The sequence below is a fragment of the Paenibacillus sp. IITD108 genome (genome assembly GCF_036541265.1).
Lineage (GTDB): Bacteria > Bacillota > Bacilli > Paenibacillales > Paenibacillaceae > Pristimantibacillus.
This window is the reverse complement of record NZ_JAZHCT010000007.1, coordinates 143,297-169,407: the sequence shown is the minus strand read 5'-3', so window position 1 is coordinate 169,407 and position 26,111 is coordinate 143,297. Positions and strand designations below refer to the sequence as shown.

Annotated in this window: 23 protein-coding genes; 9 read left to right on the top strand and 14 right to left on the bottom strand. The window is 44.2% G+C overall.

The window, feature by feature from the left end:
- Nucleotides 1-16: 16 nt before the first annotated feature.
- From V1L65_RS08720 to leuC, 3 genes are all read right to left on the bottom strand, one after another.
- A complete protein-coding gene (locus V1L65_RS08720; protein ID WP_331698734.1) occupies nucleotides 17-1,462 on the bottom strand; it encodes an N-acetylmuramoyl-L-alanine amidase family protein in 1,446 nt (481 codons plus the stop codon).
- Nucleotides 1,463-2,007: 545 nt separating this feature from the next.
- The gene (gene leuD, locus V1L65_RS08715) at nucleotides 2,008-2,613 is read right to left on the bottom strand and encodes a 3-isopropylmalate dehydratase small subunit (protein ID WP_331698733.1); all 606 of its coding nucleotides are present in this window, start codon (nucleotides 2,611-2,613) and stop codon (nucleotides 2,008-2,010) included.
- A gap of 35 nt (nucleotides 2,614-2,648) precedes the next feature.
- Entirely contained in the window at nucleotides 2,649-4,064 is a 1,416-nt protein-coding gene (leuC, locus tag V1L65_RS08710; protein ID WP_331698732.1) for a 3-isopropylmalate dehydratase large subunit, read from the bottom strand.
- A 197-nt stretch (nucleotides 4,065-4,261) separates the two neighbouring features.
- On the opposite strand from leuC, the gene V1L65_RS08705 reads away from it, so the two are divergent.
- Nucleotides 4,262-5,152, top strand: coding sequence for a LysR family transcriptional regulator (locus V1L65_RS08705; RefSeq protein ID WP_331698731.1), 891 nt, complete (start codon nucleotides 4,262-4,264; stop codon nucleotides 5,150-5,152).
- A 24-nt stretch (nucleotides 5,153-5,176) separates the two neighbouring features.
- Here the strand turns inward: V1L65_RS08705 and V1L65_RS08700 are convergent, their stop codons facing one another.
- Nucleotides 5,177-5,974 carry a carbon-nitrogen family hydrolase gene (locus V1L65_RS08700; protein WP_331698730.1) on the bottom strand — a complete coding sequence of 266 codons (798 nt, stop codon included), beginning with the start codon at nucleotides 5,972-5,974 and terminating at the stop codon, nucleotides 5,177-5,179.
- A gap of 120 nt (nucleotides 5,975-6,094) precedes the next feature.
- Here V1L65_RS08700 and V1L65_RS08695 point away from each other — a divergent pair, with 120 nt between their 5' ends.
- Together V1L65_RS08695 and V1L65_RS08690 are read left to right on the top strand one after the other, a co-directional pair.
- Complete coding sequence (locus V1L65_RS08695; RefSeq protein ID WP_331698729.1) at nucleotides 6,095-6,559, top strand: hypothetical protein; 465 nt, start codon at nucleotides 6,095-6,097, stop codon at nucleotides 6,557-6,559.
- Nucleotides 6,560-6,638: 79 nt separating this feature from the next.
- Nucleotides 6,639-7,826, top strand: coding sequence for a pyridoxal phosphate-dependent aminotransferase (locus V1L65_RS08690; RefSeq protein ID WP_331698728.1), 1,188 nt, complete (start codon nucleotides 6,639-6,641; stop codon nucleotides 7,824-7,826).
- On the opposite strand, the gene V1L65_RS08685 is transcribed toward V1L65_RS08690, so the two are convergent.
- The gene (locus V1L65_RS08685; protein ID WP_331698727.1) at nucleotides 7,812-8,090 is read right to left on the bottom strand and encodes a hypothetical protein; all 279 of its coding nucleotides are present in this window, start codon (nucleotides 8,088-8,090) and stop codon (nucleotides 7,812-7,814) included. The two genes, V1L65_RS08690 and V1L65_RS08685, sit on opposite strands and share 15 nt — an antisense overlap.
- A gap of 117 nt (nucleotides 8,091-8,207) precedes the next feature.
- Between V1L65_RS08685 and proB the strand changes: the two genes are divergently transcribed.
- Genes proB through mtnB form a run of 6 tightly spaced genes read left to right on the top strand, consistent with a single transcriptional unit; the run spans nucleotide 8,208 to nucleotide 14,030 of the window.
- Complete coding sequence (proB, locus tag V1L65_RS08680; RefSeq protein WP_331698726.1) at nucleotides 8,208-9,311, top strand: glutamate 5-kinase; 1,104 nt, start codon at nucleotides 8,208-8,210, stop codon at nucleotides 9,309-9,311.
- Between the two features lie 39 nt (nucleotides 9,312-9,350).
- Nucleotides 9,351-10,601, top strand: coding sequence for a glutamate-5-semialdehyde dehydrogenase (locus V1L65_RS08675; protein ID WP_331698725.1), 1,251 nt, complete (start codon nucleotides 9,351-9,353; stop codon nucleotides 10,599-10,601).
- Between the two features lie 13 nt (nucleotides 10,602-10,614).
- Nucleotides 10,615-11,490, top strand: coding sequence for a pyrroline-5-carboxylate reductase (gene proC, locus V1L65_RS08670; protein WP_331698724.1), 876 nt, complete (start codon nucleotides 10,615-10,617; stop codon nucleotides 11,488-11,490).
- Nucleotides 11,487-12,716 (top strand): 2,3-diketo-5-methylthiopentyl-1-phosphate enolase, encoded by a 1,230-nt coding sequence (locus V1L65_RS08665; RefSeq protein WP_331698723.1) that lies wholly within the window; start codon nucleotides 11,487-11,489, stop codon nucleotides 12,714-12,716. Before proC ends, V1L65_RS08665 begins: the two co-directional genes overlap by 4 nt.
- The gene (locus V1L65_RS08660; RefSeq protein WP_331698722.1) at nucleotides 12,713-13,375 is read left to right on the top strand and encodes a 2-hydroxy-3-keto-5-methylthiopentenyl-1-phosphate phosphatase; all 663 of its coding nucleotides are present in this window, start codon (nucleotides 12,713-12,715) and stop codon (nucleotides 13,373-13,375) included. Before V1L65_RS08665 ends, V1L65_RS08660 begins: the two co-directional genes overlap by 4 nt.
- A gap of 4 nt (nucleotides 13,376-13,379) precedes the next feature.
- Nucleotides 13,380-14,030 (top strand): methylthioribulose 1-phosphate dehydratase, encoded by a 651-nt coding sequence (gene mtnB, locus V1L65_RS08655; RefSeq protein ID WP_331698721.1) that lies wholly within the window; start codon nucleotides 13,380-13,382, stop codon nucleotides 14,028-14,030.
- A gap of 1,576 nt (nucleotides 14,031-15,606) precedes the next feature.
- Here mtnB and V1L65_RS08650 read toward each other — a convergent pair.
- From V1L65_RS08650 to dinG, 9 genes are all read right to left on the bottom strand, one after another.
- Nucleotides 15,607-16,290 (bottom strand): DnaD domain-containing protein, encoded by a 684-nt coding sequence (locus V1L65_RS08650; protein ID WP_331698720.1) that lies wholly within the window; start codon nucleotides 16,288-16,290, stop codon nucleotides 15,607-15,609.
- An 18-nt stretch (nucleotides 16,291-16,308) separates the two neighbouring features.
- Nucleotides 16,309-17,535, bottom strand: a complete 1,227-nt coding sequence (locus tag V1L65_RS08645) for an acetate kinase (protein ID WP_331698719.1) — start codon at nucleotides 17,533-17,535, stop codon at nucleotides 16,309-16,311.
- Nucleotides 17,532-18,407 carry a 3-hydroxyacyl-CoA dehydrogenase family protein gene (locus V1L65_RS08640; protein WP_331698718.1) on the bottom strand — a complete coding sequence of 292 codons (876 nt, stop codon included), beginning with the start codon at nucleotides 18,405-18,407 and terminating at the stop codon, nucleotides 17,532-17,534. The genes V1L65_RS08645 and V1L65_RS08640 overlap by 4 nt, the downstream gene beginning before the upstream one ends.
- Nucleotides 18,408-18,524: 117 nt before the next feature.
- On the bottom strand, nucleotides 18,525-20,009 hold the full coding sequence (locus V1L65_RS08635; protein ID WP_331698717.1) for an AAA family ATPase: 1,485 nt from the start codon (nucleotides 20,007-20,009) through the stop codon (nucleotides 18,525-18,527).
- On the bottom strand, nucleotides 20,002-20,541 hold the full coding sequence (locus V1L65_RS08630; RefSeq protein ID WP_331698716.1) for a hypothetical protein: 540 nt from the start codon (nucleotides 20,539-20,541) through the stop codon (nucleotides 20,002-20,004). The genes V1L65_RS08635 and V1L65_RS08630 overlap by 8 nt, the downstream gene beginning before the upstream one ends.
- Nucleotides 20,542-20,783: 242 nt before the next feature.
- On the bottom strand, nucleotides 20,784-21,302 hold the full coding sequence (locus V1L65_RS08625) for a cell wall elongation regulator TseB-like domain-containing protein (protein ID WP_331698715.1): 519 nt from the start codon (nucleotides 21,300-21,302) through the stop codon (nucleotides 20,784-20,786).
- A complete protein-coding gene (locus V1L65_RS08620) occupies nucleotides 21,302-22,570 on the bottom strand; it encodes an amidohydrolase (protein WP_331698811.1) in 1,269 nt (422 codons plus the stop codon). Before V1L65_RS08620 ends, V1L65_RS08625 begins: the two co-directional genes overlap by 1 nt.
- A gap of 19 nt (nucleotides 22,571-22,589) precedes the next feature.
- Nucleotides 22,590-23,246: a redox-sensing transcriptional repressor Rex gene (locus V1L65_RS08615; protein WP_331698714.1), complete on the bottom strand. Its 657-nt coding sequence runs from the start codon at nucleotides 23,244-23,246 to the stop codon at nucleotides 22,590-22,592.
- Nucleotides 23,246-26,110, bottom strand: coding sequence for an ATP-dependent DNA helicase DinG (gene dinG / locus V1L65_RS08610; protein WP_331698713.1), 2,865 nt, complete (start codon nucleotides 26,108-26,110; stop codon nucleotides 23,246-23,248). Before dinG ends, V1L65_RS08615 begins: the two co-directional genes overlap by 1 nt.
- Nucleotide 26,111 lies beyond the last annotated feature (1 nt).

Below are 26,111 nucleotides of genomic sequence, written 5' to 3'. Positions count from 1 at the left end.
GTTATTTTCACCCGCTTTAATTCAGTTTTAAAAATTCTTTGATGCCTAATACCAATTCAGCAGCGATACGATCCTGGTTTTTATCGTTATACAACACTTCCAAGTCGTTCGGATTGGAAATATATCCTGTTTCCACTAGAACAGCCGGCATAGTCGTTTCCTTGATTACGACAAATGGCGCTGTTTTTACGCCGCGATTGGCAAGCCCTGTTCCTGCAACGAGGTGCTTCTGCATAATGTTGGCAAGCTCCTTGCTGTTATCGCGATAATAATACGTTTCACTGCCTGTCGCTGTGTCTTTGGTAAAGCTGTTAACATGAACTGAAACAAACACATCGGCCTTAACTTTTTCTGCAAAAGCAACACGGTCACGCAGCTCGATCTTCACATCGTCAGGCCTGCTCAAATGTACTTGCACCCGCGGATCTTTTTCAAGAATTGCCTTCATTTTATTTACTACAGTATACGTAAAATCTTTCTCCAGCTTTTTCTTATCCTTGCTTACTGCTCCTGAATCCGTGCCGCCATGGCCTGCGTCAAGCACAACATGATATATCTTCCCTTCGCCTGGATCTGAAGGCTCCGGAGTTGGAGTTGGCGTAGGGGTTGGCGTAGGATCTACCGGATCAGTGGTCGGCTCCTCAGGAACTTCACTGACAGGCATAAGCTGAATCGTAATTTGACCATCAGATTGGGTCATGACATGTCCGATATCATCCTTGAGATCGATTACAACTCTAGCGATTAAAGGGTCGCTGCTAAAGGCGGAATGACGATAGGAATCTATAAACGGATTATCCTCTACCTGCACCTCTGAAAAGTGATTTCCGGTATAGCTTGTACCTGGCAAGTCAATAACAAGCCTTCTAGGATTGCTCAAGTAAAATGGTTTGCTTGGCTTTACCTCGCCTGAGTATGTAATGTTTAAGGTTGAAGCTTGGTCAAAATCCACCGACTCTACATAGCCTGTCGGCACAATAGGCTGGCTGCCATTATCCGATGGATCAGGATCGGGATCGGGATCAGTCTCCGGATCCTTATGGCTAAACATATGTACTTCGCGCTCTGCATCTTTCCATTCAAACTCCAGACCCAGAAGCTCTCCGATAAACCGTACAGGAACCATCGTCCGCCATTGGATCAATTGCGGAACGGCATTCATAACCTGAGGCTCGCCGTTAACCATAACCGTCGAATCATTAATAATTAATTGAATGAGCGTATCATTGCTTTTAACGGTTACGCGCTTTAAATCTCCCTCCCATTCTACCTCATAGCCCAGCCCTTCTGTCAAAATAGCTAAAGGAACGAGCGTTGAGCCTTGAATAATGGTCGGTTCTACATCACTATACAGCCTTTTGCCATCCAAAAACAGTTTAGGGGGAACGGAGGCATGTCCAACATTAACAAAAGAAGCAAAAAAGAGACAAGTAAACATGACGACAGCAACAATTTTTTTCATTCCACACCTCGAATACGATATTGCCCGCTCCGCATGTGTTCTTTCGACATGCACAGACATATAATAAGACGCTTTTTGTCATAAAAGGTTGCGCAAAATTGAGAATTTTTTCTATCAATCTTTCTATCAATCTTTCTATTAAGTTACTGGAATGCAGCACATGCTGTAAGTTTTCGAGGTAAAACTATTCATATCAAATGCTGCTTCGTACAAAATCGATCCGTAGCTCATCAATTCATGAATAGCTGTAACGAATTCTGAAGGGGCTATTACTTTTAAAATATGCCTTTTGAGATTTTAACGAATCGTGAATGAGCTATTTTTCATAAAATGCCCCTTTTGAAATTCTAACGCAACGAAGAGGTGCTATCTGTGAACAAATGCTCATTTGGGCAGTGTTTTATAGCAAATAAGCAAACCACGATTCGTTACAATTTTAAAACAAGCTTTTTCAGCATAATAGCGCTGCTAACATTCGTTAGAGTTTCCATTTCACAAAAAACCCTCTGGCAAATGCCAGAGGGTTTTTCAGAGAACTCTTGAAATTATTTATTTGCAAGCTTATCAGCGTGCTTTGCTTCATATGCTGATATTTTGTCTTCATGCTGAAGCGTTAGACCGATATCATCCAAGCCTTGAAGCAAAAATTGTCGGCGGTGCTCATCCAAATCGAAGGAGATGCTTAGGCCGAATTCATCGGAAAGCTGTTTGCTTTCAAGATCAACATTAAGCTTGTAGCCTTCATGCTTAGCTGTACGCTGGAACAAATCTTCTACTTGCTCCTCGCTTAGCTTGATTGGAAGAATGCCGTTTTTAAAGCAGTTGTTATAGAAAATATCCGCATAGGACGGAGCAATAATTACTTTATAGCCATAATCAAGAATCGCCCATGGAGCATGCTCACGGGATGAGCCGCAGCCAAAGTTAGCGCGGGAAATCAGAACCGATGCACCCTCATAACGAGCTTTATTTGGCTCAAAATCAGGATTCACATCACCGTTCTCGAAAAAGCGCCATTCATAAAATAGAAATTGACCGAAGCCGCTGCGCTCAATGCGCTTTAAAAATTGTTTTGGAATAATTGCATCTGTATCTACGTTTACGCGGTCTACTGGAGCAACGATACCCGTAAGCTTTTTAAATGGTTCCATATTAATTGTTCCCCTCTCCTGCTAATGTAAGTTCATTAGTTCGCTACTGCTTCTTTGATTTCCCAATCACGCACATCTGTAAAGCGGCCATTAATCGCAGCTGCTACTGCCATTGCAGGCGATACTAGATGCGTTCTTCCGCCGCGGCCTTGACGGCCTTCAAAGTTACGGTTGGAAGTTGAAGCGCAGCGCTGACCTGGTTGCAGCACGTCAGGGTTCATAGCAAGACACATGGAGCAGCCTGCATCGCGCCATTCAAAGCCTGCTTCTACAAATATTTTATCTAGGCCTTCTTTTTCTGCTTGCAGCTTAACGCGGCCGGAGCCCGGTACGACAATAGCCGTTACCTTGTCGCTGACTTTGTAGCCGCGAGCGATTTCAGCAGCTGCTCTAAGGTCTTCAATACGGCCATTTGTACATGAGCCGATAAATACATAATCGATTTCAATTTCTGTCATCGGCGTGCCTGGCTTAAGATCCATATACTCAAGCGCTTTTTCTGCCGCTTTACGTTCATTTTCAGTAGCCAAATCAGCTGGGTTAGGTACAGAAGCTGTAATATCAGTACCCATGCCAGGGCTTGTTCCCCATGTTACTTGCGGGATAAGTGAATCAACATCAAACTCAACAACAGTATCGTAATGAGCGCCTTCATCAGTCGTTAGCTGTGACCAAGCTTCTACCGCTTTGTCAAAGTTCTCAGGGGCATACTCACGGCCGCGCAAATAGTTAAAAGTAGTTTCGTCAGGAGCAATCAAGCCTGCGCGAGCTCCTGCTTCGATGGACATATTACATACTGTCATGCGCTCTTCCATCGTAAGGTTAGTAATCGCTTCGCCTGTATATTCGATAACATATCCGGTTGCAAAGTCAGTGCCGTATTGCGCAATTACGCCAAGAATCATATCCTTAGCTGTAACGCCAGGCTTGCGCTTGCCGTTGAAGCGGACTTCCATCGTTTTAGCTTTGGATTGCTGCAAGCACTGCGTAGCAAGCACATGCTCAACCTCGCTTGTGCCGATACCGAACGCCAAAGCGCCAAAAGCGCCGTGTGTTGAAGTATGGCTGTCGCCGCAAACGATTGTTTTGCCTGGATGCGTAAGGCCGATCTCAGGTCCCATTACGTGAACAACACCTTGATCAATATTGTCCAGATCAAACAGCTTTACTCCAAAATCCTTACAGTTTTGAGTAAGGGTATCGATTTGCTGCTTGGAGATTGGATCTGTAATATTGAAACGGTCCTTTGTCGGAACGTTATGATCCATAGTAGCAAACGTCAAGTCTGGACGGCGCACTTTGCGGCCGGACATGCGAAGCCCTTCAAAAGCTTGCGGAGATGTAACCTCGTGCACCAGCTGCAAGTCAATATAAATTACGCTCGGCTTGCCTTCTTCCTGGTGAATGACGTGATTGTCCCAAATTTTTTCAAACATTGTTCTTTTTGTCATTGATACTCACCCCATCGTTTCATTCAGTCGATTTCAATAGAATTTAATTAAACCAATCATATCATGTCTTTCTTCATAGAACTAAGATATAATATCTATAAGCTCTATAGTTATTAACTATAACAATTCCAAACTGTCGCGTCTATATATCAATTTCGGAAATAAAAACTAATCTAATTCAAAAGGATTGATTCCCTATGGAATTCAGACAGCTGCAATATGTCATTCAAATAGCAAAGGACCACAATTTCTCGCGTGCCGCAGAAAAACTTCATATTGCCCAGCCTTCGCTCAGCCAGCAGCTTTCCAAGCTGGAGCAGGAGCTTGGCCTGCTTCTTTTTAGAAGAACGACTAATTCCGTAGAGCTTACGCAAGCGGGACAAGTGTTTGTAGAAAGAGCCCAGCAAATCATAGATACGATTGAACAGCTCAAGCAGGAGATGGATGATATGGCGCAAATGCGCCGGGGCAGGCTGGTCGTTGGCACATTGCCGATAACCGGCGCTCATGTTCTGCCGCTTGTTCTGCCTGTGTTCGGCGAGAAATACCCGCAAATCGAGGTTGTGCTTGTAGAAGAAACGACCGCCAAGCTTGAACAGCTCACCGCTAGCGGAGGCACGGATATCAGCTTACTGTCGCTTCCATTAATCGATGCATCCTTGTCTTGGACACCTTATATGGAAGAAGAAATATGCCTTGCCGTTCCGCCAGCCCATCCACTGGCGCAAAGGAATGAAGCCGTTCCTATCGCTGAGCTGAGCGATGAGCCGTTTATCGGTTTAAAACGTGGACAAGGCTTTAGACAAATTACAGTCGGATACTGCCTGGAAGCAGGCTTTAATCCGCAAATTGTGTTTGAGAGCAGCAATATTGAAACGGTGCAATCGCTCGTTGCAGGCGGCATGGGAATTGCGTTTGTTCCTAAAATGTTGACAAGAGCGGCAGGCTCCGATTTTACACCGGTATACCTGCCGCTCCTGCCTCGCCCTTCGCGCACGCTTGTAGTAGCCAGCCGCAAAGGCCGATATTTATCCAAAGCTGCTGAAGCGTTTATTCACACGCTCAACGAAACGATTAAAACCAAATAAACGGTTCATTTAGCTGAGCACTTATTATTCGTAAATTTCGGGACGACGGTCTTTGAAAATCGGTATTCTGGCACGCACCTCGTCAACGAGGGCCAAATCTATATCGGCATAAATGATCGTCTCTTCCTCCTCAGCATGCGCGATGACCTCTCCCCATGGGTCTATGACCATCGAATGGCCAAAGAAGTGCGTATCCCCGCTCTTGCCTGTTCTGTTGCATGCGATGACAAACATTTGATTTTCAATGGCGCGCGCCATCAGCAGCGTTTTCCAATGATGCAATCTTGGATGCGGCCACTGAGCAGGCACAAATACGATTTTAGCCCCATTCAAAGCTAGCTTGCGCGACAGCTCGGGAAATCTAGTGTCGTAGCAAATAAATGCGCCGGCTTTTTCCCCGTCCACCTCAAACAAAGCTGTTTTCTCACCCGCACTTAAATACTTTTCCTCATCCATTAAACGAAACAAATGTATTTTGGAATAATCAGCCACTTCATTGCCATCGCGGTCAAATGCAATCAGCGTATTGTAGACTTCATCCCCGCGCAGCTCTGCAATCGAGCCGCCAATTATATTTACTTTGTATGCTCTGCTCAGCTCGGACAGCAGCTGTCTCGTTCTTTCACCATTTCGGTCCGCCAGCTCTTTTATTTGATCCAGTTGAAATCCTGTATTCCAAAGCTCTGGAAAAATAACGACATCTGGTTTGACTGCTTGTCCTGCCGCCTCTGCAATCATGGACTTCACTTTTTCGTAATTGGCTTCAACATCGCCGATTTTAATATCCATTTGAAGCAATGCAATTCGCATGGCTGTTGACATTAGAGCCTCATCCTTCCTTAGTTCCTTTATTTCTCTAATGATACCTGCTCATGCTTACGTGTCAAGATGGGCAACGTAATAGCAATGACATGAAAATCCATCTGTAAAGGAGAATAAACGATGTATTATAAACAAACCGCGAAGTGTGCCGCTTTTTTGCTGCTGCTTTTTCTTTCATTGGGAATGTTCCAAGCAGCTGCAGCAGCCCCGGCGCCAACCCAATCGGCGCCCTCCAACCTGTCACGCCCTGTACAAATATTTGATGTGAAGGCTGGAAAAGTAATTAAAAGCATACCAAATGATGAACAGTTTCAAACAATGGCCAGAGGTTTTCTGGGCACAGTCACGGGGCTTGCGCCACAAATCGCGCCTGACAAAAACTGCAGCTACGTGTACCGAATACCTTTGAACGAGAGCTATGCTCTTAAGGTTGGCGAGTTATCTATTCAAACAAATGATGTATTTATTTTTCATTGCGAAAATTCAAAACCGATTATCCTTTGCTTCAATGAACAGCGGAAACCCTTTGTACTTGAATTCCAATCTGATTTGACCCCGCTGCTCATCAAGCTAAAAAATGCCTGACCAGCTTGCTTCTTCTCAACTAAAAAGAAACATGTTAAAGTATACTAAAATGATATGTTTACTATGAGGGTGTGAAGAAGTGGTTAATCAACAAGCAATTCAATTTAAGCCGGCAGATCGACTCGCGTCCTTGCCTACGCAATTTTTTTCCAAGCTCGTTGCGAAAGCTAACGCTCAAATAGCAAAAGGACGCGATGTCATTAATTTGGGACAAGGAAACCCGGATCGGCCTACACCTGCCCATATTATATCCAAGCTGCAGGAAGCCTCGACCAATCCGCTTTATCATAAATATCCGCCTTTCAGCGGATATGCTTTTCTGAAAGAAGCAATAGCTAAACGTTATAAGGACGATTACAACGTGGACTTAGACCCGCAAACGGAAGTAGCTATTTTGTTTGGCGGCAAAACTGGCTTGGTAGAAATTAGTCAATGCTTGCTGAATGAAGGCGATGTTTGCCTTGTTCCTGATCCTGGCTATCCGGATTATTGGTCAGGCGTTGCACTCGCCGGCGCCAGCATGTCCTTCATGCCGCTTAAAGAAGAAAACGGTTTTTTGCCTGATTTGCAGGCTATTGACCCGCATATAGCTAAGCAAGCCAAATTAATGTTTATGAATTATCCCAACAACCCGACAGGTGCTGTTGCAGATAGCAAATTTTACGATGAAGTTATTGCATTTGCCAAAAAGTATAATATTGCTGTTTCAAGTGATTTCGCCTATGGCGCGATTGGCTTCGACGGAAAAAAGCCGATCAGCTTTTTGCAATCTGAAGGAGCAAAGGATGTCGGTGTTGAATTTTATACGCTGTCCAAATCCTACAATATGGCTGGATGGCGTGTCGGATTTGCGTTAGGCAACAAAGAAATCGTTGCGATGATCAATCTTATTCAAGACCATTATTACTGCAGCTTGTTTGGCGGAATCCAAGAAGCGGCAGCCCTTGCGCTAACTGGCTCTCAGCAATGTGTTCAAGAGATTAACCAGCGCTATGAGCAAAGAAGAAATTGTGTCTATCAAGAGCTTGAGCGAATTGGCTGGAAGGCTGCGGCGCCAGGAGGCTCATTTTTCTGCTGGCTGCCAGTTCCCGCTCCTTATACGTCTGAGCAATTTGCTGATTTGCTGCTCGAGAAAGCCGACGTTGTAGTAGCACCTGGAATCGGCTTCGGTACTCATGGGGAAGGCTATGTCCGCCTGGGGCTATTAGCGGATGAAGAGCGCCTTCAAGAGGCTATTGCGCGAATTGGCAAATTAAATCTTTTCTAAAGCCAATCCCTGCTGCACAAAGGCTTCGGTCAGCTTTACAGTAATAATGGATCGTGATATGCTTGAATGTATAAGCAAAATAAGAACGTGAAACGTAATGATGGGACTATTAAGCTTGATACGGTCATGACAGAGAGCGAATTCCACCGGCTGCAAGAATTCGTCTTGGCCACTTGCCGAACCTACCCCTGAACGGCCGATGAATAATCGGACAGCGCCTGCTGTTACAAGGCATAAGCTGGATGCTTCCCTCCGTGGAAGCATCAATAAAGGTGGTACCGCGGAAGATAGACTTTCGTCCTTTTTTGGACGGAGGTCTTTTTCTATTTCATTATCTTTTTCATTATAAGTATGTAATTATTAGCTATGGGATGGGATTTTATGACGGAACGTATAGTAGTGAAAATAGGCAGCAGTTCGCTCACTTCCGAAGAAGGCGGGCTTAATCGGGAACGAATCCATTTTTTTGCAAGCGAGCTTGCCAAGCAGCATTTGGCTGGCAAGGACGTTATGCTCGTCACTTCGGGTGCGGTTGCAGCAGGCTTCAAAAAAATTGGCTACCCTGTCAAGCCGAAGGCCGTACATGAAAAACAGGCTGCTGCTGCAGTCGGTCAAGCGCTGCTTATGCAGGCTTATCAGGAAGCATTTTCTGAGTATGCTATTACTTCAGCACAAATATTGCTGACCAGAGCTGATTTTTCCAATCGCAGAAGAATTCAAAACGCTCAAATGACAATAGAAGAGCTGCTCAAACAGAAAATTATACCTATTATTAATGAGAATGATACAGTTGCCACCGATGAGCTCGTACTTAAATTTGGAGATAATGACAATCTCTCCGCACTTGTCGCAGCAATGACCAAATCAGCCAATCTCGTTATTATTACAGATATGGATGGTCTGTATACAGAAGATCCACGCATTAACCCGACTGCAAGTAAAATTGATCGCGTTGAGCAAATTTCCAGTGAAATATTGGCTTTGGCTGGAGGGGCAGGATCAGCAGTAGGAACAGGCGGCATGCGATCAAAAATTGAAGCGGCTAGAATAGCAATGCGCGGCGGCGTGAATGCTTTTATCGGCAAGGTCCAGCAGTTGGGCGATTTGGAGCTTGCCCTATCCGGCAACGGCAAAGGCACCTATTTTGATACGAAGCTGCACAGCCTGTCTATGAAGAAGCAATGGCTCGGCTTCCATTCCTTATCCGAAGGCCGCATCATTGTTGACGAAGGCGCAGTTTCGGCGCTCGTTACAGGCGGCAAAAGCCTCCTCCCTGCCGGCGTCATTAGCAGCACAGGAGATTTTCACCCTGGCGATGTTGTTGAAGTATACAGCAAAAGCGGAAATATTGTTGGCCGCGGTGTAGTCAATTATTCTGCGCAGCAGCTGCTGGCTGCTGCAGGATTGTCTACAGAGGAAGCAAGCCGCAGAGTGGACGCTGCAAGATTAGAAGTCATTCATCGCGATGAGTGGGTATCTTTGTAAACACCAAAATCATTCATTTTAAATAAGGAGGCTATGATAATGTCTAATGAAGTAGTTATGAAAGCAACATTGGCACAAAAAGCGGCTAGAATTATGAATAATGTAACCACGGAGCAAAAGAATGAGGCATTGCTTGTAATGGCGGATGCATTGGTAGCTGCAAGCGCCGCAATTATTGAAGCGAACAAATTGGATCTGAAGCGCGGCCAGGAGCAGGGCACCAGTTCCTCTATGCTGGACCGGCTTGCCCTTGATGAGAAACGGATTGAGGCCATCGCGAATGGCCTGCGTGAAATTGTACAATTGCCTGATCCAGTCGGAGAGCTGCTGGAGCAGTTTGAACGTCCTAACGGCATTCATATACGCAAGCTGCGCGTTCCGCTCGGCGTTATCGGCATGATCTATGAAGCCCGTCCTAATGTTACAGTTGATGCTACTGGGCTTTGCTTGAAAACTAGCAACTGTGTCGTACTGCGCGGCGGTTCAGCTGCGCTTGAATCCAATCGGCAAATCGTAGCGGTGCTGCGCAGTGCGCTCGAAAATACGGCTTTGCCTGCTGATGCTATACAGCTCATTGAAAATTCAGACCGTTCCTCTGTCAATGAAATGCTGAAGCTGAAAGGCTTGCTCGATGTAATTATACCTCGAGGCGGAGCAGCGCTAATTAACAATGTAGTTGAAAATTCGATTGTTCCGGTTATTGAAACGGGCGCAGGTGTATGTCATACCTATATTGATAAAGATGCTGATGTACAGATGGCTTCCGAAATTGCATTTAATGCCAAAGTGCAGCGTCCTTCGGTTTGCAATGCGATGGAAACTTTAATTATTCATCGTGATTTCGCAAACCTTCATTTGGAGCAACTTATGCAAAAAATGATTGAAGCTGGAGTTGAGCTTCGCCTCCCTTCGCCTTACGATCAGCAAGTAAAAGGCTCTAAGCTGGTTACCGAGCAGGATTATGCTACAGAATATAACGACTATATTCTGAACATTGCTATAGTGGACAGTCTGGATGAAGCACTAGTGCATATTAACCGCTACAGCACGAAGCATTCCGAATGTATTGTTACAAATAATAAAGCTCTTGCTGAACGCTTCATTCAAGAAATAGATGCAGCAGCAGTATACCACAATGTGTCCACCCGTTTTACCGACGGTTTTGAATTCGGCTATGGCGCTGAAATCGGCATTAGCACACAAAAACTGCATGCAAGAGGTCCAATGGGTCTGCCTGCTCTAACTTCGACGAAATATCAAATTACTGGCAATGGACAAATCAGGCAATAAAGGAGTATTCGATATGAGTGAAGACATAACAAATCCTTCCGCTCTTAGCAACCAGCGCATTTGCTTTTATGGGGCTGGAGCTATGGCTGAAGCGATTGTACGCGGAATACTTAAGCAAAATTTAATCGAAGCAGGCAATATTTCGATGCTTAATCGCAGCTCTGAGGAGCGATTAACGTTTTTGCAGAAGGAATATGGCGTGCAAACGATTCTTAACGGCATAACTCAGGAGCAGCTGCTAGTGCAAGCGGATATTATCGTACTGGCTATGAAGCCTAAGGATGCGGTTACTGCGCTGGAGGTTTTAAAGTCCCACTTAAGAGAGGAGCAATTAATTGTATCGGTTATTGCCGGTTTATCGATTGCTTCCATCAAACAGTTGACAAGTGAGAAGCAGCCTGTCGTTAGAGCTATGCCGAATACGTCCAGCACGATCGGTCTAGGAGCTACAGGAGTCAGCTGCTCGCCAGATGTAACAGACAGCCAGCTTGAAGCTATGAAAGCTATATTCCAATCTATCGGGTATTGTACGGTAGTTGAAGAAACACTGCAGCCTGCCATAACTGGCGTATCTGGCAGCGGACCAGCTTATGTATACCGCTTCATGGAGGGCATGATCAGCGGAGCGCAGTCGCTTGGACTTTCCTATGTTGAAGCCAAGCAACTAGTCGCCCAAACCGTGCTTGGTGCCGCCGAGATGGTTCAGATAACGAATGAAGACCCCGCGGAATTGCGCCGAAAGGTCACCTCCCCGAACGGAACGACAGAAGCAGCATTGAATGTGCTTGGCGAGTTTCAATTTGCCGAAGCGATACAAGCTGCAGTCAAGCGTTCAGCTGATCGTTCCGTTGAGCTTGGAGCCGCTATTGAAAGGAGTATTTCACAATGATAGGACACTGTATTGCAACTTATCGCGCCTACGATGACAAAGCAGATTTTAATAAAAAAGCACAGGGCATCGCAGTTGGGCTGACAGTAGGCAGCTGGACAGAAATGCCTGAGGCACAAAAACAGCATATGGAGAAGCATTTGGGCAAGGTTGTTTCCGTTCAGGTGCATGAACCCGCAGACTTGCAGCCTGGCGAGCGATATGCGGATATTTCAATCGCTTACCCAGACATTAATTTCAGCCGAGATATTCCCGCTTTGTTAGTTACAGTTTTCGGAAAACTTTCGATGGATGGAAAAATCAAGCTAATCGATCTTGAAGTATCAGAAAGCTTTGCTTCCGTATTCCCTGGCCCTAAGTACGGGTTGGAAGGCATAAGAAATATACTAGGGGTGCATGACCGCCCACTTCTGATGAGCATTTTTAAATCTGTCATCGGTTATGATCTGCCGAATTTACAGGAGCAGTTTTATAGACAGGCGCTTGGCGGCGTCGATTTGATCAAGGATGACGAAATTTTGTTTGAAAACCCGCTTACGCCGCTGGAAAAGCGTGTTGAGGCGTGTATGGAAGCAGCGCGCAAGGCAGAACAAGCAACAGGGCAAAAGCTGCTTTATGCGACAAACTTAACAGGACCCACCTCTAAACTGGCGGAAAACGCTCGAAAAGCAATTGCAGCTGGAGCGAATGCGCTTCTATTTAATGTGTTGGCATACGGATTCGATGCTCTGCATGAGCTAAGCAGCGATCCGTCGATAAACGTTCCTATTGCAGCCCATCCTGCTATGGCTGGCGCTCTATATCCATCCCAGCATTACGGCATAAGCGCCCCCTTGCTGCTAGGCAAATTAATGCGTCTTGCAGGAGCGGACCTAGTCCTGTTCCCGTCACCATACGGTTCAGTTGTCATGCCAAAGGAAGAAAACCTGGCTGTTCAAAAAGCATTAATAAACGATATGCATCATTTGAAAGCAAGCTTCCCCGTGCCTTCCGCCGGCATTCACCCTGGGCTGGTCCCTTTAATAATCGGCGACTTTGGTTTAGATGTAGTTGTGAATGCTGGAGGGGGCATTCACGGTCATCCGCTTGGAACAGAAGCTGGAGGACAAGCATTCCGACAAGCGATCACTGCAGCTATGAAAGGCGTATCCTTGCGAGACGCAGCCAGCCAGCCAGGTCATGAGCCTCTTGCAGCGGCTATCGATGCGTGGGGGGTTAGAGAATGAGCAAGCAAAAGGTTATCTTTTGTGATTTCGATGGAACCATCACTATAAATGACAATATTATCGCAATTATCAAGCACTTCAATCCGCCGGGCTGGGAAGAGCTGGTACAAAAAACGTTATCAACAGAGCTCTCGATCAAGGAAGGCGTCAGCCAATTATTTCGGCTGCTTCCTTCTTCGATGCAGCAGGAGGTCGTTGATTACAGTGTCGGCAACGCGCGTATTAGAGACGGATTTGCGCAATTTCTGGATTATTGCAAAACAAACAATATTTTATTTTACGTTACGAGCGGCGGTATAGATTTCTTTGTTTACCCGGTTCTAGAACCGTTTGACATTCCGAAGAACCATATTTACTGCAATGGCAGCAGCTTTGAAGACGAGAAAATAGAAATTTTATGGCCTCACCCATGTGATGAGCATTGCAGCAACAACTGCGGAATGTGCAAGCCTGCCATTATGCGCTTATTTCCGGCAGAGCAGTACGAGCGGATCGTAATTGGGGACAGTGTAACGGATTTTGAAGGAGCAAAGCTGGCAGATCAAATATTTTCCCGTTCGCATTTAACAGAAAAATGCAAGGAGCTGGGCCTCACTCATACTCCTTTTGAAACTTTTTTTGACATAATCGATGCAATGACGAGCTCAGAAAGGAATTAAGATTATGAAGCTGGATCAAATATCTTTAGAAGAGAAGCAAAGCGCATTAGCTGAACTGAAGGAAGTTAAACAATTATTCGCCTCACGTGGCTGGTTTGCCGGCACAAGCGGTAATCTTTCGGTGCGTGTCGGGGATTATGACGCAAATGAATTTAATTTTGCAATTACCGCCAGCGGCAAAGATAAAACGATTCATACGCCTGAGGACTATTTGTTTGTTGATCAAGATGGAAAACCAAGTGAAAAAACAAACCTTAAGCCTTCTGCCGAAACGTTAATTCATTGTGAAATATACCGTTTAACAGGCGCTGGCGCGATTTTTCACGTCCATACCGTCTATAATAACGTCATTTCAGAATATTTCTGGGACCGCAAATCAGTTCCAGTCGATGGTGTTGAATTGATTAAAGGCTTCAACATTTGGGACGAAGAGGCGCAAATCGAAATTCCAATTGTATCTAATTTTGCGCACATCCCTTCAATTGTTCCTGAAGTGACTGAGCGTCTAGATAAAAAAATACCGGGTATCCTTTTGCGTAAGCATGGCATATATGCTTGGGGCGCTAATGCATTTGAAGCGAAAAGACATTTGGAAGCTTTTGAGTTTATTTTTGAGTATGTATACAAGCTGGAGCTTCTGAAGCGCGGATTATAAACTTTTGAACTTTAATCTAAATACATTTCATGCGTCTAGATTCACTTTTTTATCAAAAAAAAGATTCTAAATGGACTTCGTCAGGCTGATAAAAAACCGAAACTAGTACTTTTCTATGATGGCAAACTTTAATTTTGTGGAAGTGCCGATTATGACGTGATGCTAACCAATTATATATGAATTTTCATATACAATTGTGTTTTTTGGGGCATTTTAGCGTATTGTGTATGAAATTTCATATACATTGAGCCGTTTTAGGTGGTACCAATCAATTATGTATGAATTTTCATATACAATTGTGTTTTTTGAGACATTTCAGCCTATTGTGTATGAAATTTCATATACATTGAGCTGTTTTAGGTGGTACCATTCAATTATATATGAATTTTCATATACAATTGTGTTTTTTGGAGCATTTCAGCGTATTGTGTATGAATTTTCATATACAATTGTGTTTTTTGGAGCATTTCAGTGTATTGTGTATGAATTTTCATATACAATTGTGTTTTTTGGAGCATTTCAGCGTATTGTGTATGAAATTTCATATACATTGAGCCGTTTTAGGTGGTACCAATCAATTATGTATGAATTTTCATATACAATTGTGTTTTTTGGGTCATTTCAGTGTATTGTGTATGAAATTTCATATACATTGAGCTGTTTTGCTCGAAAACTCCCCACATACAAGCGGAAAAAGGGCCGATAACGGAAACAGAGTTCGCGAAACAACAAAAATAGTGTTTTTAGGGCAAATAGCGGAACGAGTGACCGCCAAATATAAGCAAACGTTCGCTGAGCCCCATCAGAGTTCGAGGTCGCCGACTTTTAAGGCGACAACTATCTGGACACACGTTCCGTTATTGCGCCGAAATCCCCTCATTTGCTCGATATAAGTGACACACGTTCCGCTATTGCTCGAAAACTCCCCACATACAGCCGGAAACTGGGCCGATAACGGAAACAGTGTCCGTGAAACAATAAAAATAGTGTTTTTAGGGCAAATAGCGGAACGAGTGACCGCCAAATATAAGCAAACGTTCGCTGAGCCCCACAGAGTTCGAGGTCGCCGACTTTTAAGGCGACAACTATCTGGACACACGTTCCGTTATTGCGCCGAAATCCCCTCATTTGCTCGACATAAGTGACACACGTTCCGCTATTGCTTTTTTGCGGTGATGCTGATCGGCTTCGTCAGAAAAGTTACTTTTTCAACAGCCTGTTTTCATGCAACTAGTTTTATTGAATTACGCTAAATTTTGCGAATCTCGCCAAACTAATGTACTTTTTCCCCTTAGAATAACAAAAAGGTAAAATTCATAAAACAAAGTACAGGAAATGCAGTTAGCTTTAAAGCGAGAGTACTTGTTCCACAACACAGTTTGCCATTATTGCAAAACTTGTTGCCGTTCAGCTCTTCCGTATAAATCTAAAAAAAGCGAGGGCTAGTCACGACTAATCCTCGCTTTTTCTCATCACTAATGTCTTGTTGTAATCACTAATGTCTTGTTGTAATCACTAATGTCTTGTAATCACTAATATCTTGTACACTAATGTCTCGTATTCGTATATAGTCGTTTTACAGACGGCCAGCCCGGAATTTCTGTGTATGCACCTTAGCTTCCTCTACGCTTGTAATCCGATTGCGGCCCCACTCCATTAAGATACGGTCGATATAGCGCATGCTTAATTTTCCTGCAAATACAGCTTCCTTCAATGCGAACAGTATAATCTCTTCTGTATAGCGGTCCTGATCCAGCCAGGCGCTGATCGTCTCGCATTCCATCGGCGACAGCAGCCGCCCAAATTCCTGCTCAAAGCTTGAGAATAATTGCGATGAAGACGATGACTGAGGCCGCGGCCTAGATGATCTTTCTTGCTTTTTCTGCATCCGCCTATGCTCGGCATGCCAATGCGAAGCTTGCAGCAGCCACCCGCTCCAATTATACCTTTCTGATTGAACGCCAGACACAGGATCAATAAAATCATCAATTGAAATATAGCCGTCACGCATTAGTCTGCTCAGCATAGCGCCAATATCTTGAACAGGCAGACCCATTCTATCTGCCAATTGCTCTGGCGTAGGAAATTCAATATGCTCCACCTGTGCAAATTGCATCATTTGCAGCATAAGCATCGCTTCTGAATTGGATAACCCAAGCTGGCTATAGCTGTGAAGCAGCATAGATGAAACATATATACCGCCTTCCTGCATCGCAGCAGCCATTCCATGAGAGTAAGCCTTCCAGATTTCGTCGTTCATGAAATGACCCCACCTCCACTATTCGGAAGCTGTTACAGCTTCTTTATCTTTTCCTACAATGCGATACGTATCTCTCGCTATTAGCAGTTCCTCATTAGTAGGAACAACCAGGACCTTCACTTTAGAATTCGCAGTTGATATCTCACGCGGTTCACTGCTTCTAATCTGATTAGCCTCGGCATCAATCTCGATGCCAAGGAATGAAATACCGTTACATACAGCTTCTCTCACGATCGCTGAATTTTCGCCAATTCCTGCTGTAAAGACCAGCACATCAATACCGTTCATTGCAGCCGCATATGAGCCTATATATTTCTTCAGTCTGTAAACATACATGTCAAATGCAAGCTGGGCATTTTTGTCCCCCTCCTGCATCGCTTCTGTAATCTCTCTCATATCGCTGCTTGTTCCAGAAATAGCAAGCATTCCGCTATGCTTATTAAGCATAGAATTCACTTCGCTTAACGTTAGCTCTTCCTTATTCATAACATAAGGAACGATTGCCGGGTCAATATCACCACTGCGAGTTCCCATCATCAGGCCTTCAAGCGGAGTCATACCCATACTTGTATCAACTGATTTGCCGTCCAGAATGGCCGCACAGCTCGCTCCGTTACCGATATGGCATGTTACCATTTTCATCTGCTCGAGCGGCTTATTCAAGTATTCAGCTGCGTGTGTGCTTACGTAAGCATGCGAGGTGCCATGAAATCCATAACGTCTAATTTTGTGACGGCGATACAATACAGTCGGAATCGGATATAAATACGCTTTGCTGGGCATAGTCTGGTGAAAAGCTGTATCGAACACGACTACCTGCGGAACATTAGGCAGATTAGATTCGACGGCTACAATGCCCATCATATGCGCCGGATTATGAAGCGGAGCCAAGTCGAACAGCTGGCGGATTTCCAGCTTTACTTCCTGTGTAACGAGCACCGACTCCTTAAACACTTCGCCTCCATGAACGACGCGGTGGCCAACAGCATCGATTTCGTTCATGCTTTTAATAATGCCGAACTCGCGGTGAGTCAGCATGTCTATAACACGTTTTACAGCTGTGACATGATCCAAAATTTCACTCACATCTCGAATCTCAGAGTGCCCTTTCGCTTTATGAGTAATGATGGATGAGTCCATGCCGATTCGCTCAACCAGCCCTTTGGCGATTACTTCTTCATTCTGCATATTGTAAAGCTGATATTTGAGAGAAGAGCTGCCGGCATTTAGTATAAGAATAATCATGATATACGGTCCCCTTCTTCATCATATTTAAAGAAGCCTTCCCCTGTTTTTACGCCTAATTGACCAGCTCTTACTAATTTTTTCAAAACGATCGAAGGACGATATTTCAATTCGCCATAGTCGCGGAACATATTCTCAAGCGCCGCCAAAACAGAATCCAGACCAAAGCGGTCCGCCATTTCGAACGGGCCATGTTGGAAAGAATACCCGATACGCATCGCGTCATCGATATCCTCTACAGAGGCAACGCCTTCCTCCAACACATGCAGCGCCTCATTAATAAATAAAGTTATAAGCCTTGTCGTCACGTACCCTGGCGATTCATACACCATGATTCCTTTTTTATGTATAATATCGTCAATGAAACTTTTAGTTTTTAAAAATGTTTCCTCGGACGTTTTAAGACCTCGAATAATTTCTACCAAATCTATTTTTAATACTGGATAAATAAAGTGCATGCCGATAACTCGTTCTGGATGCTGTGTAACACTGGCGATTTCTGTCAAACTTAGCGCAGACGTATTGCTGGCGAGTATAACATCTGGACCGCAGCAGCGATCAACTTCTCTGAACAGCGCTTTCTTTTCTTCCAAATCTTCAGATATTGATTCAATAACAAGCTCGCAATCTGCAAGCGAGAAATAATGGTCTGCACCTTGAATGCGTGATAAAATAAGCTTTTTCTCAGCATTCGTAAGCGCCCATTTTTCAATTTGCTTATCAAGATTCAGCTCTATCATTTTAAGCCCATACGCCAAGCGTTCAGTCGTACGTTCTACAATGATGACATCTAGACCACAAGCTGCAAGCATTTCTGCTATACCTTGCCCCATTGTGCCTATCCCTATAACGCCAACCTTTTTAATTTTCACATTAATGGCTCCCTTGAGGTTGTTATACAACCAATTATAACGAATTATAAGGAAAATTAAAGACAGACGAGACGTCTGTCCTTAATTTGTAATAATGAAAACGCTTAATGGTCGTTATTAGGCATGAAGCAGCGCTCTAAACTCATTTCCGTTCAACGTTTCTTCACACATTAACACGGACATGGAATCATCGATTACTTGTTTATGCTTTAGCAGGCTTGATTTTGTTTCTGCCATTTGTTCATCCAAAATTTTTCTGGAGATTGTAGCCCAGCCATCAGGGGTCATCATAGAAGCATCGATGATGCCAAGCTCCGTCAACCCAGATTCCACTAAAGTCCGAACCAGACTGACAGCTTGATCAAAGTCGCCGCGGGAGCCTGTACTTCTCTCACCATAAAATATTTCTTCTGCCGCCGCACCGCCAAGCGCTATTTTAATTTGATCCAGCAAATACTGCTTCGTGTATAATGTTTTATCATTCTCAGGGTTATGCCGCACGTAGCCTAGCGCTTGTCCCCTTGGCGTAACGGTAACCTGAGCAACGCTGCCCGGACGTAGCAGCTCCGCCATAATAGCATGGCCCAGCTCATGTCTGGCTACGCGATTCCGCTCCTCCAAGGAAGCTTCACGGTCCGTTCTTTCCCCCATCAGCACCTTGTCAATAGCCATTGTCAGCTCATCCTCTGTAATGACAGTCTTATTATCACGCAGTGCATATATTGCTGCCTCATTCATAACAGATTCCAGCTGAGCGCCCGAGAAGCTGTAGGATTGCGTTGCGACTTTCTCTAGATCTACAGCCGGGTCTAGCGGTTTGTTTTTGGCATGAATATTCAAAATATGAAGACGGCCTTTTTTGTCAGGCAAATCTACATGGATATGTCGATCAAAACGGCCCGGACGGGTAAGCGCCGAATCAAGCAGTTCCTTTCTATTCGTTGCAGCAATAATTAATAACTGCGGGGCTGCTTCGCTATGAATGCCATCCATTTCAGTCAGAAGCTGATTTAAGGTTTGATCGTATTCACGATGCTGCCCACCATCTCGCTTGCCGCCTATGACATCAATTTCATCAATAAAAATAATGGCGCTGTTTTTACCGGCTTTCTTCGCCTTCTGTCTTGCCTCTTTAAATAAATCACGAATACGTCCTGCCCCTACCCCAACATACATCTCAACAAATTCACTTCCCGATGCTGCCAGATATATAGAGCCGGTATAATGAGCCGCGGCTTTTGCCATCAAGGTTTTCCCTGTACCTGGAGGCCCAGTCAGCAAAATGCCCTTTAAAGGGCGAATGCCAAGCTTTGCAATCTGCTCCGGCTTGATCAAAAAATCTAAAGCCTCAATAAGCTCCTGCTTAGCACGGTCTTGGCCGCCAATTTCTTCAAAACTAAACGGCTCGGAGCTTATTTGGCGGTCATTTTTTTGCGTGGGCACTGCAGCTAGCTTCGATTTGCCTCTTGTTGCCGCAACGATAACTGTAGCTGCTAGCATACCTACAATTACGATCGGCAGCAAATTAATATTAATAACTACCAAGAAAATAAGCATAACCGGAATAATACCAATTGCTATCTCTTTACTCATATTACGCATTTGACCACGCTCCCAGCAGATGTGGCGTGCGAGGCAGCACCTTATGCAAAGCTCCCTCGTTATTCGTCAAAGTAATATATACATTATTATCATCAATATCCGTTTTAACTTGAACATTATTATATTTACTTGCGATTTGCTCAAGCGCCGTCGGAATTTGCGAGTACGTTTTATTTTCCATAGCTTCTGCTATTTGAAACATCGCCGATTGCCAAATGCCTTCAAGCTGAGCATTAGCTTCGGAATCGATTTGAAGCTTTAGCGTTCTATTGCCTATTACACGTTCTCCATTATGTGCAATCGTTTCATACACTTCTCTTAAATTAGCGGTAGGTGCAAGCTCAACATTAATTTCAATCCAATCACTATCGCGCTTCGGCTTGTCCGCATGAACAATACCCTGCACATCTTTTATCGCCTGCTCAAGCGGAGCTTGAACGGCTACTTGTTGGTAAATTGCCCAGCCGCCAAATAAGACCACAGCTGTCGCTAAAGCCGTGAGGAGAATTGGTTTAAATTTCAAATTAGACATTATGGCATCCTCCTGCTGTATATTAAATTTCGTATTTCTTAAATATAAGAAAGTATAAGTTTTTATACCTTATATCTGTCCTTATATTTCATCGGTAAACGCGCCAGTCCGAAGGACGGCGAAACCGTTTATCCTTGTATCACTTTTTCTATACGAAAGTATATCATATATATCAGCAGAAATGATGTTGTAAATACAGGAAAACGGAACATTACTGTTCCGTTTTCACTGCCCGTGTCGCTTTAACGTTCCGTTTTGTTAAGCATTTGATATTCGTCAATAAATTGTCCATCTGTCGCACGATAAAATGCATAATAGTATCGATTGTCTTTTTTCAATTGGACTTCCCATATGAGCTGGCCTTCCATAAAGCCTAGCTGTATTTTTTTTATAGCCGCCTCATCCGTCTGCTGCAGTTTACTTTTTATTTCATCTTCATTAAGCAATTCGGCGGAGCTTATTACAAACGGATCAATCTGCCTCCGTATAACTACCGTTAGCAATTGTTGATCTTCCGTCGTGCCGCTGACGATCCAGCTCGCTTCATCCCAAATGTACTTATGAATGGATTGAATTTCCGTAATCTCAGTCTGCTCCATTACTTTATGAATAGCGGCTTCTTTCTCTTGCCACAGCGGCTGCTGAATAGCTCTATAATATAAAACACAGCTTATAATAAGCGCAGCAACTGCGATTATTGTAACAATCAGCCAGCGCTTAGGATTCATGAGCGGCGGACGTTTTTTTTCGATAACTCTCATTATTGGCTGATCATGCGCTTGAAGCTGGCTTCCGCTTCAAACTTGATTTTTTCTTCATCCAACAGCAAGCATTCGCGATTGCGTACCAATTGTTTGCCGTCTATCCAAACGTGAAGCACATCCTTGCCAGATGCAGAGTAAACAAGATGGGACACAATATCCGTCATAGGATAAAAATGAGCTTGATCGATATTCAAAGCAATAAAATCTGCCTTCTTGCCTGCTTCCAGGCTGCCGATTTGCTCGTCCTTCCATAATGAACGTGCTCCGTATATAGTGCCAAGCTTCAATGCCTCGCTAGCCGGAATAACCGTCGGGTCATAGGATACACCTTTGTGAAGCAAAGCTGCAAAGCGGATTTCTTCAAACAGATCCAGATTATTATTGCTTGCCGGACCATCTGTGCCGAGCGACACACGCATGCCCGCTTTAAGCAATTGCGGCAATCTGGCTACACCGCTTGCAAGCTTCAAATTGCTGATCGGATTATGGGAAATCGCAACATCACGCGCGGCAAGCAAAGCAATTTCTTCATCGGTAAGATGAACGGCATGAGCAAGTAAAGTTGGGCAAGAAAAAAAGCCTAAACGATCCAAATGCTCAACTGGTCTAGCGCCGTAATCTTTAACGTTTTGCTCTACCTCTGCAATCGACTCTGACATATGAGTATGTAGGGGCAGGTTATAATCGCGCGCCGCCTGTACAAATTGCTCAATATAAGCTGGAGGGCAAGTATAAGGCGCGTGCGGGGCCAGCATCGTTGAGATTCTGCCACCTGCTTTACCATTCCAATCGCGTGCGAAGGAGATGGCGTTTTGCAGCTTCTGCTTTTGCTCTTCTTCCGAGCAAAGCCCGATTACGCCTCTTGTCAGCATACCGCGCATGCCAGAGTATTCAGTAATTTCGGCAACTAACTCCATACGATCATACATATCTACAAATGTAGTCGTACCGCTTAGCAGCATTTCTACTTGCGCAAGCGCCGCTCCATTTTTAGTATCCTCAGCCGTATACTTCGCTTCCATTGGCCACATTTTTTCCGACAGCCACACCTGCAAATTCTGGTCATCAGAAAAGCCGCGCAGCAGCGTCATTGGCGTATGTCCATGAGTATTGATCAGCCCAGGCATAAAAGCTTGCTTCGCACCGCTAATTTGCTCTACATTTTGTTCAAGCAAATGCTGTGGCGGTTCTGCTTCGCCGATATAAGTAATGACATCATTAGTTACAACCATATGACCTTTAACTACCGGCTGCTCATCGTTCATCGTTACAAATAGACCGTCTTTAATCCAAATTTGACCCACTCTCTTCAACTTCCTCTCGGTTTAAATAATAGGCAAGGCTAAGCAGCTCTTTTGTAAAATCCGCATGGTGGATTCTTACCTCTTCAGGAACACGCAAAACGGTAGGGGCAAAATTAAGTATGCCCTCTACGCCTGCATCAATAAATTGATTAGCTACATTTTGCGCTTCCGGGGCTGGAACTGTAATAATGCCTATGCGAATTTCCTGTTCATCGATAGTTGCCTTCAGCTCATCCATTGGCTTCACAATCAAATGATTTATTTTTGTCCCTACCTTAGCAGGATGGATATCAAAAACAGCGGTTATTTTCATATTGTCCTTGGAGTACTGATTATAATTGCAAAGCGCATGTCCAAGGTTACCGGCTCCTACTAATGCAACATTTATAATTTGATCCACTTTTAAAATTTGGCGGATTTTCTCACTTAAATAGGTAACATCATATCCTATCCCCTTGCGGCCAAAATCACCAAAGTAGGCAAGATCCTTGCGTATTTGAGCAGGATTCAAATCAAGCTTAATCCCTAAATCCTGTGAAGAAATAGTTTGCACTTCATGATACTGCAATTCATTGAGCACTTGCAAATAAATCGGAAGGCGTTTGACAACCGCTTCGGATATTTTGGCTTGCTTCATTATTCTACCTCCACTTGAGCGGGATTGAGCCATTCTCTCATGCGTACAATCATTTGATCGGCATGCATCGTTTCAATTTTTGGTCCTGGCAGCGAGTACAAAAAGTGCTTTCCATAATAAGTCTCTATAACACGTGTATCATAAATAATAACGATACCTTTATCTTGTGCTGAACGGACTAATCTGCCAAAGCCTTGCTTAAATCTGATTACGGCCTGAGGAATAGACAGCTTCATAAAAGGATTTTGCTTTTTGCGCAGCAACAGCTCCGCCTTCGCTTCCGCTAATGGATGATTCGGCGGCTGAAAGGGCAATCTTACAATTGCCAGACAAACAAGTGCATCGCCAGGAATGTCCACTCCTTCCCAAAAGCTGCTTGTTCCTAATAACACTGTCATAGGATGCTGCAAAAACCGCCTTGTCAGCTTCGTCCTGTTACTGCTGTCCATTCCTTGTCCCAGCACGGTAATGTCGGTACCGGCCAGCAACTCCTTCAATGGTTCATAGGTCATTTTGAGCATCCGGTAGGATGTAAACAAAATAAGCATTCGACCTTTCGTTTCTACGGCAGCGGCAGCAAGCGACTGCGCTAATTTTTCAATATACTTGTCGCTGACCGATGCCCCTTTCAATACCGGAAAATCTCTAGGAATAACGACCAGCGCTTGCTCCCTGTAATTAAATGGAGATGGCAATAGAACCGTTTTTAAACGACCCTGCTCCTCGTATCCTGATAATCCGAGCTGTTCAGCTGCATACTGGAAAGATTTTTGAACGGTTAAAGTAGCAGAAGTTAGTACAATACTATCTTTAACATCAAAAAAATGCTTTTGCAATTGCTCGCTGACATCTACTGGTGCAGCATATAATTGCACAGATCGAAACCGGTAAACAGGATTTGCTTCTATCCAATAGACAGAATCATTTTTTTCTAGCTTGACAAATATTCTAAGCTCATCCTTAATTCGCGTCAAATCACGCATAGCTCCATTAATATCAACTGCTAAAGCTTGGGATTGGCTTTCCTCTGCTCTTTCTTTTATATCATTGAGCATTTTATCAACCGTTGTAATTATACTGTTCAGCTCGATATGAACATTTGATTCTGCAGCAGCTATCGCTTCCCATTGCTTCGGCAACTCTTGGCTGGAAATCCGATACACAACTCCGCCTGTATCTGCATTGTCCTCTGAGCCATTTGACGTAAGCTGAAACATAAGCTCATACAAGGCATCCCATTGATCCTTAATCTCCTGCAGTTGGGGAATGACTGCATCAATCGTCTCTATCCAGGCCTCTTTATGGTCATCCACTTCTTCGTTCAAGCTGGAGCGAAGTGATAGCAGCATGCCAGTACGTGAATCCTTATATAATCTTGTGGTGATTTGAGGCAATTGCAAGTAAGCAATTTGAATGCCAAGATGCTTGCCGGCTACATCCTCGACATGATGCGCTTCATCTACGATAAGATGGCGGTAAGAAGGCAGCAAGCGATGATCGGCATGTATATCTGTAAACAGCATGGAGTGATTCGTTATGCAAACATCGGCTATGCTAGATTCATGCTTGGCCCGATGATAGAAGCAGCGCTTAAACCATGGACAGGCTCTGTTCAGACAAGAGTCAGCATCGCTGGAAACGGCTGACCAGTACTCTGCGCCGCGATTGCTCAAATTCAATTCTTCGTAGTCACCGGTTTCTGTCTCATTCAGCCAGACGACCATCTGAGCTCTCGTCAGCATATCATCATTCGTGCTGATTGGCTCCATACCGTTAACTTTAGCTTCAAATTTGCGCAGACATAAGTAATTTCCCCTGCCTTTAAAAATCGATGCCTTGAACGGAAACGGGAGCACTTCTGTTAATAAAGGAATGTCGCGATGACGCAGCTGCTCCTGCAAGTTGATTGTATGTGTACTTACGACAACTTTCGCTTCTTTGCGAATGCTATAATATAAGCTCGGGATTAAATAACCTAGTGATTTTCCTGTTCCAGTTCCTGCTTCAATTAATAAATGCTCGTCATTGCTGAGCGCATTGTAAACATGATGGAACATTTCTACTTGGGCAGTCCTTTCCTCATATTGAGGAAATTTTTGCTTAAAATTATGCTGGATCATATCCAAATATTGCTCAAAGCTTAATTGGCTTATATCCAAATCAGCAGCAGCCTCTTCGCGCGGCGGCTTTTCCTCTGTCCATTCCCGGGCGCGCAATGCAAATTGGCGATAATAATCATATTCGGCAGAGTCCAAAGCTGTTTCACTTGATACAAGCTGCTCTGTCTGCTGTATGAGCCAGCCAAAATCACTGCCGGCATCTATTAAGACAGATAGCCGCTGCAAAGTAAGCAGCGGCATCTGGCGCAGTTTTTTCATCATTTCGATAAAAATTAATGCAGTAGCCATTGCGTCACTGTCTGCACGATGCTGCTGCTCATGTGATACTTCAAATAGCTGTGCAACAACTCCAAGCTGATAAGAGGATATGGAAGGATATAATACGCGCAGCATTTCAATCGTGTCAAGCCTGCGGCCTACAAAAGGCAAATAGCCGCATTGGTCTAAAGCTCTGTTGAGAAATCCTGCATCGAAAGCCGCATTATGAGCGACAAGAACAGCATCATCCAACAGCGGAATCACATTTAGAATAACGTCATCAAGCATTGGCGCATCAGCAACAATTGCTTCATCAATGCCGGTCAATGAAGTTATAAATGCGGGAATTTCTACAGAAGGCTTTACGAACGAATTGTAAGTTTCCACAACCTTCAATTGTTCATCAACGATTACTGCAGCTATTTGTATGATTTCATCTTCTATTCCATGACCTGTCGTTTCCAGATCGATTACAGCATACTTCATT